At 71.0% G+C, this 12,987-nt stretch carries 13 protein-coding genes; 8 read left to right on the plus strand and 5 right to left on the minus strand.

Features of this window, described 5'->3' with window-relative positions; genetic code table 11:
* Window positions 1-108 precede the first annotated feature (108 nt).
* The 8 genes from FOZ74_RS07845 (at window position 109) to FOZ74_RS07880 (ending at window position 10,221) form a co-directional block, all read left to right on the plus strand.
* Window positions 109-1,269, plus strand: a complete 1,161-nt coding sequence (locus FOZ74_RS07845; RefSeq protein ID WP_255437845.1) for an ABC transporter substrate-binding protein — start codon at window positions 109-111, stop codon at window positions 1,267-1,269.
* Between the two features lie 28 nt (window positions 1,270-1,297).
* Window positions 1,298-3,202, plus strand: a complete 1,905-nt coding sequence (locus FOZ74_RS07850; protein WP_146912539.1) for an ABC transporter permease — start codon at window positions 1,298-1,300, stop codon at window positions 3,200-3,202.
* Window positions 3,199-4,716: an ATP-binding cassette domain-containing protein gene (locus tag FOZ74_RS07855; protein ID WP_146912540.1), complete on the plus strand. Its 1,518-nt coding sequence runs from the start codon at window positions 3,199-3,201 to the stop codon at window positions 4,714-4,716. Before FOZ74_RS07850 ends, FOZ74_RS07855 begins: the two co-directional genes overlap by 4 nt.
* Window positions 4,717-5,007: 291 nt before the next feature.
* Complete coding sequence (locus FOZ74_RS07860; protein ID WP_146912541.1) at window positions 5,008-5,805, plus strand: hypothetical protein; 798 nt, start codon at window positions 5,008-5,010, stop codon at window positions 5,803-5,805.
* Window positions 5,805-7,748 carry a lysozyme inhibitor LprI family protein gene (locus FOZ74_RS07865; RefSeq protein WP_146912542.1) on the plus strand — a complete coding sequence of 648 codons (1,944 nt, stop codon included), beginning with the start codon at window positions 5,805-5,807 and terminating at the stop codon, window positions 7,746-7,748. Before FOZ74_RS07860 ends, FOZ74_RS07865 begins: the two co-directional genes overlap by 1 nt.
* Before the next feature lie 13 nt (window positions 7,749-7,761).
* Window positions 7,762-8,661, plus strand: a complete 900-nt coding sequence (locus FOZ74_RS07870; RefSeq protein ID WP_146912543.1) for an SHOCT domain-containing protein — start codon at window positions 7,762-7,764, stop codon at window positions 8,659-8,661.
* Between the two features lie 10 nt (window positions 8,662-8,671).
* Window positions 8,672-9,079, plus strand: coding sequence for a hypothetical protein (locus FOZ74_RS07875; protein ID WP_146912544.1), 408 nt, complete (start codon window positions 8,672-8,674; stop codon window positions 9,077-9,079).
* Window positions 9,080-9,192: 113 nt separating this feature from the next.
* A complete protein-coding gene (locus FOZ74_RS07880; protein WP_186764671.1) occupies window positions 9,193-10,221 on the plus strand; it encodes an RCC1 domain-containing protein in 1,029 nt (342 codons plus the stop codon).
* 13 nt (window positions 10,222-10,234) lie between these two features.
* Here FOZ74_RS07880 and FOZ74_RS07885 read toward each other — a convergent pair whose 3' ends face one another.
* The 5 genes from FOZ74_RS07885 to FOZ74_RS07905 all read right to left on the minus strand — a co-directional run bounded on the left by FOZ74_RS07885 (window position 10,235) and on the right by FOZ74_RS07905 (window position 12,836).
* Window positions 10,235-10,963 (minus strand): LrgB family protein, encoded by a 729-nt coding sequence (locus FOZ74_RS07885; RefSeq protein ID WP_146912546.1) that lies wholly within the window; start codon window positions 10,961-10,963, stop codon window positions 10,235-10,237.
* A gap of 3 nt (window positions 10,964-10,966) precedes the next feature.
* Window positions 10,967-11,326: a CidA/LrgA family protein gene (locus tag FOZ74_RS07890; RefSeq protein ID WP_146912547.1), complete on the minus strand. Its 360-nt coding sequence runs from the start codon at window positions 11,324-11,326 to the stop codon at window positions 10,967-10,969.
* 28 nt (window positions 11,327-11,354) lie between these two features.
* Entirely contained in the window at window positions 11,355-11,750 is a 396-nt protein-coding gene (locus tag FOZ74_RS07895; RefSeq protein WP_146912548.1) for a tautomerase family protein, read from the minus strand.
* A 113-nt stretch (window positions 11,751-11,863) separates the two neighbouring features.
* Window positions 11,864-12,379, minus strand: a complete 516-nt coding sequence (locus FOZ74_RS07900) for a DUF305 domain-containing protein (protein WP_222434191.1) — start codon at window positions 12,377-12,379, stop codon at window positions 11,864-11,866.
* Between the two features lie 94 nt (window positions 12,380-12,473).
* Window positions 12,474-12,836 (minus strand): TfoX/Sxy family protein, encoded by a 363-nt coding sequence (locus FOZ74_RS07905; protein WP_146912549.1) that lies wholly within the window; start codon window positions 12,834-12,836, stop codon window positions 12,474-12,476.
* Window positions 12,837-12,987 lie beyond the last annotated feature (151 nt).

A 12,987-nucleotide genomic window follows, 5' to 3' on the forward strand; every position in this document is an offset into this window, starting at 1 on the left:
CGCGGCGGCGCCCCCCGGCGCAGTACATTACCCCTCCGGCAACTTTGGCAGTCCAAGGGGGGCAGTGACATGGGCAAGTGGACGGCGCTGGTACTGGCGTCATGGGCGATGGTGGCGGGCGCGGCGCATGCTGACAGCGGGCGCTACCTGATCGGCGAGATCAACAGCTACAAGGCGCAGCCGGCCTTTCTCGAGCCCTACAGGAAGGGCATGGAGCTGGCCGTCGAGCAGGTGAACGCCGCGGGCGGCATAGACGGCAAGAAGCTGGTCCTGATCACGCGCGACGACAACGCCAACCCCGGCGATACGGTGCGCGCGGCCGAGGAACTCATCACGCGCGAGAAGGTGGACGTGCTCACCGGCGGCTTCCTGTCGCACCTGGGCCTGGCGCTGACCGACTTCGCGCTGCAGAAGAAGCGCTTTTACCTGGCCAGCGAGCCGTTGACCGACAAGATCGTCTGGGAGCAGGGCAACCGCTACACCTTCCGCCTGCGTCCCTCCACCTGGATGCAGGTGGCCATGCTGGTGCCCGAGGCAGCCAAGCTGAACAAGAAGCGCTGGGCGCTGGTCTATCCCAACTATGAATATGGCCAGTCGGCCGTGGCCACCTTCAAGCAGTTGCTGAAGGCCGCCCAGCCGGACGTGGAATTCGTCGCCGAGCAGGCCACGCCGCTGGGCAAGGTGGACGCGGGCAGCGTGGTGCAGGCGCTGGCCGACGCCAAGCCGGACGCCATCTTCAACGTGCTGTTTGCCACCGACCTCGCGAAGTTCGTGCGCGAGGGTGAAACCCGCGGCCTGTTCGAGGGCCGCAAGGTGGTGGGGCTGCTCAGCGGCGAGCCCGACTACCTCGACCCGCTCAAGGCCGAGGCGCCCGTGGGCTGGATCGTCACTGGCTACCCCTGGTATTCCATCACCACGCCCGAGCACCAGGCCTTCCTGGACGCCTACCGCAAGCGCTTCAACGACTACCCGCGCAACGGCTCCGTCGTCGGCTACAACGCCATCCTGTCGATCGCCGCGGGCCTGAAGAAAGCCGGCAGCAGCGACACCGAAAAGCTGATCGCCGCCTTCACCGGCCTGCAGGTGAACACGCCCTTCGGCCAGATCACCTACCGCGCGCAGGACCACCAGTCCACCATGGGGGCCTACGTGGGCACCACGGCAGTCCAGGATGGCAAGGGCGTGATGGTGGACTTCCGCTATGAAGACGGCGCGAAGTTCCAGCCCTCCGACGAAGAAGTGAAGAAGCTGCGCCCCGCCGCGCAGTAAGCCGCGCCCGGCACGCGCGCGCCGCCGCATGGACTTGTCGGGTCTGCTCGTCCAGCTGCTCAACGGCCTGGCGGGTGGCGCCACGCTGTTTCTGGTGGCGGCCGGCCTGTCGCTGGTCTTCGGCGTCACGCGCATCGTCAACTTCGCCCACGGCTCGCTCTACGTGCTGGGGCTGTACGTGGCCTACAGCAGCGTGGAGCGGCTCGGCGGCGCGATCGGCTTCTGGCCCGCGCTGCTGCTCGCGCCCCTGGCCGTCGGGCTGCTTGGCGCGCTGATCGAGATTGCGCTGCTGCGCCGCATCTACCACGCGCCCGAGCTGCTGCAACTGCTGGCCACCTTCGCGCTGGTGCTGGTCATCCGCGACGCCGCGCTCTGGCTCTGGGGCGCGCAAGACCTGTTCGGCCCGCGCGCGCCGGGGCTCGCGGGCGCGGTCAGCATCCTGGGGCGGCGCTTTCCCACCTACGACCTGTTCCTCATCGCCGCCGGGCCGCTGGTGCTGCTGGCACTCACCCTGCTGCTGCGCCGCACGCGCTGGGGCACGCTGGTGCGTGCGGCCACGCAAGACCGCGAGATGCTCTCCGCGCTCGGCGTGCAGCAGGCCTGGCTGTTCACCGCGGTGTTTGCCCTGGGCGCGCTGCTGGCCGGCCTGGCCGGGGCCTTGCAGCTGCCGCGCGAACCGGCCAATCTGGAGCTGGACCTGCCCATGGTGGCCAGCGCCTTCGTGGTGGTGGTGGTGGGCGGCATGGGCTCGCTGCCCGGCGCCTTCGTCGCCGCCCTGCTGATTGCCGAGCTCAAGGCGGTGTGCATCTGGCTGGGCGTGGTGCAGCTCGGGCCATTCACCGTGGCCTTTCCCAAGCTCACGCTGGTGGCGGAATTCCTCGTCATGGCCGTGGTGCTGGTCTGGCGCCCCTGGGGCCTGATGGGCCGCCCGGATGCCGTGGTGCGGGGCGACGCCGTCCAGCCCGGCCTGATGCAGGCCGATGCCTGGGGCCGCTGGGCCTGGTGGTTGCTGATCGCGGGATTGGCCGCGCTGCCGCTGCTGGCAGGCAGCCAGAGCTACACCGTGGTGCTGCTCACCGAAATCGCCATCGCCGCGCTGTTTGCCGCCAGCCTGCAGGCCATCGTCGGGCCGGGCGGCTTGCACTCCTTTGGCCATGCGGCCTATTTCGGCCTCGGGGCCTATGCCGCCGCGCTGCTGGTGCATGCGGCCCATCTGCCGCTGCTCGCCGCCCTGGCCCTGGCCGTGCTGGTGGGCGCGGCGGGGGCCCTGGTCTATGGCTGGTTCTGCATGCGCCTGAGCGGCATCTACCTTGCCATGCTCACCCTGGCCTTTGCGCAAATCACCTGGGCCGTGGCCTTCCAGTGGGACGACTTCACCGGTGGCAGCAACGGCATCACCGGCGTGTGGCCGCCCGCCTGGCTGAGCGACGGCGCGGGCTTTTACTGGCTGGTGCTGCTGCTGTGCGCCGCCGCCATTTACGGCCTGCGCCGCGTGCTGCACGCACCCTTTGGCTGGGCGCTGCGCGCCGCGCGCGATTCGGTGCCGCGTGCCGAGGCCATGGGCCTGCCCACGCGGCGCGTGCAGTGGGCCGCGTTCACGCTGGCCGGGGCGGCGGCGGCGCTGGCCGGGGCCTTGTTTGCCTTCTCCAAAGGCGGGGTGGCGCCCGACGTGCTCTCCGTCAGCGCCTCGGTGGATGCGTTGGTCATGGTGCTGCTGGGCGGCGTGCACGCCCTGGCCGGCCCGGTGGTGGGCGCGGCCGCCTTCACCTGGCTGCACGACAGCGTGGCCCGCGCCCTGCCCTGGTGGCGGGCGGTGCTGGGTGGCGTGGTACTGCTGCTGATTCTGGTATTTCCACAAGGAATTTCGGGTGTAACGCAGAGCCTGCAAGCGCTGGCAGCTTCCAGAAGAAGAGCAAAAGAGGTGCGCCCATGAGCCTGCTTCAGGCCAGCGGCCTGCGCAAATCCTTTGGCGGGGTGCATGCGGTGCAAGGCGTGTCGCTGCAGGTGCGGGCGGGCGAGCTGCTGGCGCTGATCGGCCCCAACGGCGCGGGCAAGAGCACCACCTTCCAGCTGATTGGCGGCCAGTTGCGCCCCGATGCGGGCCGTGTGCTGCTGGACGGCGCGGACATCACCGGCGTAGCCGCGCGCGAGCTGGCGCGCCGGGGCGTGGGCCGCACCTTCCAGATCGCTGAAACCCTCGCCAGCTTCACCGCCCTGGCCAACGTGCAGATGGCCCTGCTGGCGCACGATGGCCGCTGGCGTGGCCTGTGGCGCGGCGCGGGCGGCTACCGAAGGCAAGACGCGCTCGCCCTGCTGGCCCAGGTGGGCATGCAGGCACAGGCCGATCGCCCCTGCAGGGAGCTGGCCTACGGCGACGTCAAGCGCCTGGAGCTGGCTCTGGCCCTGGCGGGCACGCCGCGCCTGCTGTTGATGGACGAGCCCACCGCCGGCATGGCCCCGGCCGAGCGCGGCGCGCTGATGCAGCTGGTGCGCGAGCTCGCGCGCGAGCGGCAGATCGGCGTGCTGTTCACCGAGCACAGCATGGACGTGGTCTTCGCCCATGCCGACCGCGTGGCCGTCATGGTGCGCGGTGAACTGCTGGCCGAGGGCCCGCCCGCCGCCATGCGCGCCAACAGCCAGGTGCAGCAGGCCTACCTGGGCAGCGGTCTGCAAGCGCCCGGATCACCGCCCACCCTGCCCGTGGCCGAACAGCCCATGGAGCGAGCCCCGCTGCTGCGCGTGCGCGATCTGCAGGCCTGGTACGGCGCGGCGCAGGCGCTGCATGGCGTATCGCTGACGGTGCGCCCCGGCGAAGTACTGGCCCTGATGGGGCGCAACGGCGCGGGCAAATCCACCACGCTCAAGGCGATTGCCGGGCTGATGGCGCGCAGCGGCGGCAGCCGCCACTTCATGGGCGAGGACATCGGCCGCTGGAGCGCCCACCGCATCGCCCGCGCGGGCCTTGGCTACGTGCCCGAGGAGCGGCGCATCTTCGGCGACCTCACGGTGCTGGAGAACCTGGAGGCCGGCCGCCAGAGCCCGCGCCGCTGGCCAGGCGGCACGCCGCTGCCGCCGTGGACGGTGCAACGCCTGTTCGCGCTCTTCCCCAATCTCGGTGAAATGCCCGAGCGCCGCGGCGCGCGCATGAGCGGCGGCGAGCAGCAGATGCTCACCGTGGCGCGCACCCTGATGGGCCAGCCCTACCTGGTGCTGCTCGACGAACCTTCGGAGGGCGTGGCCCCGCTCATCGTCGAGCAGATGGCGCGTGCCGTGCGCGAGCTCAAGGCCCAGGGCATGGGCATCCTGCTGTGCGAACAGAACCTGGCCTTTGCCCAGGCCGTAGCCGACCACGTGGTGGTGCTGGAGCAGGGCCGCGTGGTGCACGCGGGCGACATGGCCGGCTTCATGGCGGACGCGGCCCTGCGCCGCAGGCACCTGGGCCTGTAGCGCCAGCGCACTCTGCCGAGCGCGTTTCGGCGCCGAGGCATCCGCACCGCGCCATCGCCCTCCGCAAACGGCCGGCGGGTGACGAAAGTCACTGGTCGGGCTGCCCGGCCGGGCCTAGGATGCGGTTTTTGACAGCTGCGCCTGCCCATGCCGCGCCCCTCGCACCTCTGGCTTCTTGCTGCCTGTCTGGGTTTGAACGCCTGTGGCAAACCTGCCGAGACCGCTCCCGCGCCGGACTCTGCCTGCGTCTCCGCCCAGGCCTGGCAAGCACAAGGCAAGGGGCGCTTGGAGGTGAGCGACAGCGCCGACGACCAGCGCTACGAGCTGCGCTTCAGCGTGCAGCGGGCGGGCGCGCAGTTTTCCGCAGCCGTACAGCTGCCGGTGGAGATGGCCGCCGCCGTCACCAACGCGCCGGGCGAGGACCCGGCGCAGACCCAGGTCTGCGCGGACCAGTGGTTCATTCAAGAGCTGGTGCAGGAGCGCGGCGGCAGCCTGGTCATCGGCGAGCTGGTGGATGGCCAGTTGCGCTTGAGCGTGCGCGGCTACGACAGCGGCGACGAAGAAACCATGCATATCGTCTGGGGCCGGGGCGAGCCGGTGCTCGTCAGCAGCACCGGCAAGGCGGTGGCACTCGCGGAGTTGCCAACCGTGCCGCTGCCGACGAGCGCGCAAGCGGGCATGCCGCCCGGCATGAAAACCCTGGAGTGCGCGTTGCAGGAGCCCGGCAACGCCCACTTCCTCACGCTGCGCGTGGGCGCGCAAGGCCGCCTGCAAGGCCTGAGCTACACCGCCGCCACGCCCGGCGGCAATTGCGCCGTGGACGCCGACCGCGAGGACGGCGCCACCACCTGGCGCGATGCCGCCGACGCCACCACCATCACCTGGCCGGACGGACGGACGGACGAGCCGGACAGCGCGTCCAGCCTGCGCGTCACGCGCGAGGGCGACGGCTACGCGCTCAACATGGCGCATTTGCTGCCCGGCAGCTTTTGCGGCCAGAGCGCGCAGACCGCCGGCTTCATCGACCTCATGCCCGGCAGCGGCCGCTGCACCGTGCAGGAGCGCGAGAGCGAACCCGGGAACGACTGATGCCCTCGCACCCGCCCCGTCTTTCCCGCGCGAGCGCCGCGCTGATCGGCCTGGCCCTGGGCTGCTGTGCCACGCCGATACACGCCGCGCCGCCCCTGCCCACCGAAGTGCAAAGCGTCCCGCCCGCGCTGCTCAGGCAGATCGGCCTGATGCAACCAGGCTGCATCGCCGCGCAAGGCGCGTTCGATGACAGCGGCCAGATGCTGGCGATCGAAGTCAACTGCGACGCGGCCGACGCCGGGCGGCGCGTGTGGCTGATCGAGCGCGGCGAGCGCGCGCTGCCCGCCACCCCGGCGCTCGGCGCGGGCGACCCGAACGGCGAGGCGGTCTTCGCCACCGGCACCCATCTGTTCTGGGACGGGCCCACGCTCTACACCATCACCTCGATGCGCGGCGACAAGCAGCATGCCGACACCTGGACACCGCGGCGCTTCAGCGCCAGCGTCGCGCGCGGCGTGAAGGAGATCGTGAGCCTGCCCGAGGACGTCTTGCCGCGTTACAACGAGCGCCTGCAAGGCCTGATCGGCTACGCACCCGACGAGCTGACCGATGACCCCGACGCCGTCGCCGACACCGTCCGGCTGCTGGGTCGCACCATCGACAGCCGTCCGAAGTCCCGCTACGCGCGCGGCCATCTCGTCCACGCCAAGCGCGTGCTCTGGCTGCGCGCGCTGCCCCAAGACCGCTACGCCCTGCTGACGCAAGCCCGGCAAGACCAGCCGCCGCCCGCCACCGAGCTGGCGCGCGGCGGGCCTGAACTGGGCCAGTTTCGCGCCGCCAACTGGAGCGTGGTCTACCCCTCGGCCCAGGGGCTGCAAGTGCATGAGATGCTGGAGCGCCGGACTTGGCGCATCCCCGGCACCAGCAAAGGCGACATGCCGCTGGCGTGGCGGCAAACCGGGCAGAGCCACCGGCTGGCCTGGCTCAGCGCGCGCCCCTGCGACGAATCCCGAGGCGCGGCAAAGGGCACGCCCCAGGCCCCGCGAGCACCGGCTCTGTGCCTGGCCACGGTCACGGGCCTGATCTATCGCCCCGAGGACGGCTGCGATGCGGCCGCCGCGCAAAGCGCCACGGCCCATGCCTGCCTGCCCGCCGTGGCCCGCACGGCCGCCTTGCCGCCCGCCGCGCCCACGGCCGACGCCCAGCCCAGCTTCGACTGCGCCCGGGCGCGCAGCACCACCGAGCACCTGCTGTGCGAGCGCGCGCCGCTGGCGGCGCTCGACGTGGAGCTGGCCGGGCTGTACCGCCAGGCGCTCGATCGCGGCGCCAACCCGGGCGCCCTGAAAAAACAGCAGGCCGACTGGCTGCGCGAGCGCGATCAAGGCTGCATCGCGGGCCAAACGCTGGCGCAGGCGCGCGCAAACCTGGCCGTCGATGCCTGCTTGCGCGAGCGCTATGGCGCGCGCATCCGCCTGCTGCGCGGCCAGGTGGCACCCGACATCGGCTTCACCCGCCTGCAGGGCCGCCCGGCCGATGCCGCCATGGCCGAGCGCGCGCCGCCGCCGCGCGCCGCCGACCCCCGGGCCGTGGCCGCCATCCGGGTGCTCGGCGATGAAGGCCTGGTCGCAGGCAGCGCATTGCTGCTGGGCCCGCACCTCATCTGGCTGAGCGACCAGGGGCGGGGCAGGCTCGTCTTGCGCATGCGGCGCCAGGGCCAGCCCGGCACTGCCGAGCTGCAGCGCGGCGGCTGGGAATTGCAGCACCTGCTGCACGACCAGAGCCACCTGATCTACCCGAGCGACGACGGCCTGATGTGGCTGGACCTGGCCACGGGCCGCGCGCACCGCATCCGCCAGACCGCGGCGGGCGACCTGCCGCTGGCCTGGAACCCCGCGACGCGCGAGCTCGCCTGGACCAGCCCGCGCCTGTGCGGCATCACCGAAGGCGGCGAGCGGCTCGGTCCGCAGCGCTGCAGCGCGGTGCTCGACACGCCGCGCCCCTGAAACAGAGAACACGATGAGCGACAGCCACCTCTTTGAATGGCTCGGCCTCGCCGGGCTGGTGATCCCGGTGCTGATCTGGCTTGTCGTCGCGCTGGTGATGCGGCGCGTGTTTGCCCGCGTGTTCGGCTTGGCGGGCTTTCGCATCGGCGGCTCGCTGCCGGGCCGCCTGTTTCCGAAAGCGCGCTGGATCGTGCGCGCGGGCCTGAGCCTGTTTGCCGGCCTGATGATCGCCACCGCGGTCGGCGCGGTGTTCCCGCCCGTCGTCCTGCCCGCCGCATCGCTGATCTGCGATGGCGCCGTCGAGCTGCACTCGCAGGGCTACTCGTACAAGCCCGGCCAGCGCGGCGTGAGCCATGTGATCTCCTGCACGCAGGCCGACGGCCGCAGTGAAGCCATCACGCTGGCCACCATCGGCGTGGCCTGGCTGGGGTATTCGGCCGCCCTCTTCGCGCTGGCTTCGCTGTGGCACCTGCTGGGCAGCGCCGCCCTGCGCAAGGGCGACGACGATGCGCAGGACTTCAGCCTGCCGGGCCTGGGTGCGCCGCCCGCCGGCCCCTCGTTCACCGGGTCGCCGCAGGGCCACACCAACCCACCCGGCGCCTTCACCACCATGCGCACGACGGTGTCCGTCGATGACGCCGCGAAGCTGCAGGGCCTCGCCGGGCTGAGCGATGTGCTGCGCCAGACCCTGGGCGGCAAGATGGCCGAAATGGTTGGCGAAGCACTGGAGCAAGCCAGGAACCAGCCACGCGACGGCCGGCCCATCGTCATCGACGGAGGCACGCACATCCTCCAGGGCGGTGGGCAAGACGCCGCCAGCCGCCTGCGGGCCTTGCAGGCGCTGCGCGATCAGGGCCTCGTGACCGGCGCGGAATACGAGGCCAAGCGCGCGGACATCCTGAGCCGCCTGTAGAGCGAAGGAAATGGTGCGCCCCGTCCTGCTGCTCTTCACGGGTCTGATGACCCAGGGCTGCACCAGCCGCATGGACGCGGCGCGCGATCTGTTCATGCAGGCAAAGACCTGCCCCGCCGAGCGTGTGCAGGTGCGTGAACTCGAAGGCCTCACGCTGCATGCAAGGCGCGAGAAAAAGCGGATGACAAACGCGGTGCAAGCCCCCGACGACGTTCGCGCCGACCCGGCCCGGCTCGCGCTGTGGCAAGCGCAGCAAGCCGAGGCCGCGCGCATCCGGCAATGGATCGATGAGCGCTTTCTCCTCTACCGCGCCAGCGGCTGCGGCCAGCAGCAGGACTACGCCTGCGAATTTCTCTGGTCGCAAAAAGGCTGGCCACGCGGGCGTTGTGATGTGCTCAGCCAGAAGCTGATCGATTGAACCGGAAAACGGCAGGTGATCCCATGCAGCCACCCCGACGCACCGTCGCGTGCGCCCTCGCCCTGTTCTTTGGCATCGGCGCATCCGCCGTGCCGCCCACCCGGACCCCAAGCATGAAAGTCACCACCATCGCCGCCGGCGGCATGCACGGCATGCTGCTGACCAGGGACGGCCAGCTCTGGGCCATGGGCAACGACGCCTATGGGCAGCTTTGCGATGGCGATACGGTGGCCAAGCGCACGCCGGTCCAGGTGCTGGCCGACGTGCGCGCCGTGGCGCCGGGTGGGCAGCACAGCCTGGTGCTCAGGCAGGACGGCAGCCTCTGGGCCTGCGGCAACAACGAGTTCGGCCAGGTCGGCAACGGCGGCACCAGCACGGCGGGCCAGCCCGTCAAGGTCATGGACGGCGTGGTGGCGCTCGCCGCCGGCCGTGCGCACAGCCTGGCCATCAAGCAGGACGGCAGCCTCTGGGCCTTCGGTCGCAACACCTTCGGGCAGTTGGCCACGGCTGACGCCGACAACCGCTCAAGTCCCGTCAAGGTGATGGACGGCGTGCGCGCCGCCAGCGCGGGCGAGGCCCACAGCCTGATCCTCAAGCACGACGGCAGCTTGTGGAGCGTGGGCCAGAACCGCAACGGGCAGCTGGGCACGGGCGACCGCGCCGATCGCAGTCAAGCCGTGAAGATCATGGAGGGCGTGGCGCAGATCAGCGCCGGCGCCGCGCACAGCCTGGTGCGCAAGACGGACGGCAGCGCCTGGGCCTTCGGCTTCGACGGCGGCGGGCAGCTCGGCGATGGCGGCAACACCAACCGCAATGCGCCGTTCCCGTTGCGCGCCGGTGGCATCGCCGCCGTCGGCGCGGGCGAGCTGCACAGCCTGCTGCTGGCGCAGGATGGCACGGTCTGGGCCTTTGGTTACAACGACAGCGGCCGTCTGGGTACCGGGGATGCCGCAGACCGGCATGCTCCCGTGCAGGTGGCCAGCGGTGTCGCGCACATCGCGGCCGGCGGGTCGCACACGCTGGCGCTCAGGCAAGACGGCAGCGTGTGGGTGGCGGGCAGCAACGGCTCGGGCCAGATCGGCCTGGGGCAGAGCGTGCGCGAGGCCAGGAGCTTCACCCGGCTCGCGCTGCCCGGCCGCTGAAACCCGGGCGGGCTCAGGCCGCGCCCTGCAAGCCCAGCGCCCACACCACCAGCGGGATCAGGACTGCCGTCAGTGCGCCGTTGAGCCCCATGCCCAGGCCGGCAAAGGCGCCGGCCTGTTCATTCACTTCAAACGCCCGCGCCGTGCCTATGCCGTGCGCCGTCACGCCCAGCGCAAAGCCGCCGGCCACCGGGTCGCTGCGCACCAGGCGGCCCAGCAGCGGCACGCCAAAGGCGGCGCCCAGCACGCCGGTGATCACGACGAACACCACCGTCAGCTCCGCGCTGCCGCCGATCTGGTCGGACACGCCCATGGCGATCGGCGTGGTGATCGAGCGCGGCAGCAGCGACAGCAGCGTGCGCCCGTCCACGCCCAGCAGCCAGCACAACGCCACCGTGGACAGGATGCCCGCGAGCGCGCCCACCAGCAGCGCCACCGACAGCGGCGCCAGGCTGCGCCTGAGCACCGGCAACTGCTGCACCAGGGGCACCGCCAGCGCCACCGTGGCTGGCCCCAGCAGAAAGTGGATGAACTGTGCCCCGTCGAAATAGGTCTGGTAGCCGGTGCCGGTCAGCAGCAGCAGGCAGACGATGGCCGCGATCGACACCAGCACAGGGTTGCACAAGGCCAGTCCGCCCACGGCCAGATACAGGCGTCGCGCCAGCCAGAACAGCGTGACGGTGAGCGCCAGCCACAGCAGCGGCTGGCTGGCCAGGTAGACCCAGATGGCATTCAGCCGCATGGGTTAGTCCCGCGGGCCGCGCGCGCGGGCGCGCGCCAGCAGCCAGTGCAGCGTCCAGGCGGTGGTCACCAGCGTGATCGCCGCGCCCAGCACCAGCACCACGGTGATGCGTCCGGCCTGCCCGGCCACTTCATGCCAATGCGCGACGATGCCCACGCCGGCGGGCACGAACAGCAGCGAGAGGTTTTCCAGCAGCGTCTGCGCGGTGCGCGACAGCGCCTCGGGCACCTGGCGGCGCCACGCCAGCCAGGCGAACAGCAGGAACATGCCGAGCACCGGCCCCGGCAGCGGCAGGCGCAGAAACTGCACCAGCAAGGTGCCCGCCAGCTGCATCAGGAGCAGCGTTGCAATCGCTCCGACCATGTCTTCCCCTTCCTGCGGCGCGGGCTTGTCACTGCCCGCCCGGTTGCCACTCGGGACTGAAGCCGCCCAGCGCCGGGTGCAGCATCTCGTCGCCCGCGTGCTGGGTGAATTCCACGTTCAATCGCTCGGGTGCGATGTCCAGCATCTCGACGCAATGGGCGCACAGCGCCCGGGCCACGCGCAGCCGCTGCTCGGGCGGGCGCCCGCGCCGGATGTCCAGCACCAGCATTGCTGCCGGCTCGGGGTCGGCGCCCGCTTGCGTCGTGCGCCAGATGCCGCCTTCGCCCAGTTCCCGGATCGCCACGGTAATGCGCCGCGGGTCCGTCGCCATGATTTCGGCGTAACTCGCCATCAAGGCCCCGGCCAGGCGCTGCTTCATCGGCGCGGGGTAATGGGCGTTCACGTCAAGCTGGATGTAGGGCATGGGTTCTCCCGGCGATTGTGGCTGGCGCCGCCCGGCGTCCGCGCGGCGCCAGCCGCGGGGGGTGGCAGGGCAAGCCATTGTCCGCCGATGCGCGCCCGATGGGGCAAGCGAACTCAGCGGCTCTGCGCCTCAAGCCGCGTCAGGATGTCTTGCATCTGCTCGATCTCGGCGCGCTGCCCCGCCTCGATCTGCCGGCACAGCGCGATCAGCTCGGCGTCCTGCAGCGCCGCCTTGCGGCACATGAGTATCGCGCCGGAGTGGTGCGGAACCATGGACAGGATGAACTGGCGGTCGTGCACCAGCGCCTGCGACCGCGTGGCCCAGAAGGAGCCCGCCGTCAGCACGGCGAACAGCACGCACAGCGCCAGATTGGCCTGCCGGTTGGGGTACATCCCGGCCATGGTCAGCAGCATGAAGATGCCCATCGGCGCCCACATCGTCACCGCCATGTACAGCATGTTGATGTTGTTGTGAAAGTCGACCCAGCCATTGATCATGGTGAACATCACCACATACATGACGACGAGGCTCAGGGCCAGATTGACCCACAGCATCAGGTAGGGGCGGTGGTGCGCGTGCTCGCCGTGCGGCGCGTGCGGGCGTGAATGCGGATGAGACTGCTGGGGCATGCGTGATTCCTTTCTTTGCGGCGCCCGCCGCCCTTGCGGGCGCTGCCCCTGGCGCCTTGCGCCGCAAGCACGTCGATCGACCCCCCGCTGCAGTTCAACGCGCTGGCGGGCCCTTGCCGCGCGGGCGCCGGGCGGCTGCGGGCTTGCGCGGCTTTGGTGCAGGCATGAGCAAGGCGGTTTGCACCAACAGCTCTTGCAGCGCTTGCGGGCAATCGAGCAGTTCGTCCGCCACCGGATACGCCTTGGCGCCGGGGTAGGGCGGGCGCCGCGGCAGCGTGGGGGCAAGCCGCGTTCCCGCTTCGGAGGGTTTCACGAACAGGCTGTTGTCGCAGGCCAGGGCGACCACCTTGCCATCCAGGTAGAGCGCGTACTCGCCGAACATCTTGCGCACGGTGAACCGGTCGCCGAGCGCCAGTTGCTCCGTGAGGTGGTCAATGAACTGCGTGCTGGTGGCCATGACTGCGCGTTGTGCTCCAGGGCATTGCTTGCGCAGGCAAGCGCCCACGCCGCGATGTGCGCCCGGCCTGGAGGTTCGGGCACTGCGGATGCGGTGGCCACCATCGCGACACGCGTGCGGCGGCCGGCGGTGTGCAGGGGTGCGCGGCGAT

This window comes from Comamonas flocculans (assembly GCF_007954405.1).
Lineage (GTDB): Bacteria > Pseudomonadota > Gammaproteobacteria > Burkholderiales > Burkholderiaceae_C > Comamonas_C > Comamonas_C flocculans.

Coding starts and splice junctions, on each gene's coding strand:
- FOZ74_RS07845 (WP_255437845.1), top strand. CDS start 109: ATGGTGGCGGGCGCGGCGCATGCTGACAGCGGGCGCTACCTGATCGGC.
- FOZ74_RS07850 (WP_146912539.1), top strand. CDS start 1,298: ATGGACTTGTCGGGTCTGCTCGTCCAGCTGCTCAACGGCCTGGCGGGT.
- FOZ74_RS07855 (WP_146912540.1), top strand. CDS start 3,199: ATGAGCCTGCTTCAGGCCAGCGGCCTGCGCAAATCCTTTGGCGGGGTG.
- FOZ74_RS07865 (WP_146912542.1), top strand. CDS start 5,805: ATGCCCTCGCACCCGCCCCGTCTTTCCCGCGCGAGCGCCGCGCTGATC.
- FOZ74_RS07870 (WP_146912543.1), top strand. CDS start 7,762: ATGAGCGACAGCCACCTCTTTGAATGGCTCGGCCTCGCCGGGCTGGTG.
- FOZ74_RS07875 (WP_146912544.1), top strand. CDS start 8,672: ATGGTGCGCCCCGTCCTGCTGCTCTTCACGGGTCTGATGACCCAGGGC.
- FOZ74_RS07880 (WP_186764671.1), top strand. CDS start 9,193: ATGAAAGTCACCACCATCGCCGCCGGCGGCATGCACGGCATGCTGCTG.
- FOZ74_RS07885 (WP_146912546.1), bottom strand. CDS start 10,963: ATGCGGCTGAATGCCATCTGGGTCTACCTGGCCAGCCAGCCGCTGCTG.
- FOZ74_RS07890 (WP_146912547.1), bottom strand. CDS start 11,326: ATGGTCGGAGCGATTGCAACGCTGCTCCTGATGCAGCTGGCGGGCACC.
- FOZ74_RS07895 (WP_146912548.1), bottom strand. CDS start 11,750: ATGCCCTACATCCAGCTTGACGTGAACGCCCATTACCCCGCGCCGATG.
- FOZ74_RS07900 (WP_222434191.1), bottom strand. CDS start 12,379: ATGCCCCAGCAGTCTCATCCGCATTCACGCCCGCACGCGCCGCACGGC.
- FOZ74_RS07905 (WP_146912549.1), bottom strand. CDS start 12,836: ATGGCCACCAGCACGCAGTTCATTGACCACCTCACGGAGCAACTGGCG.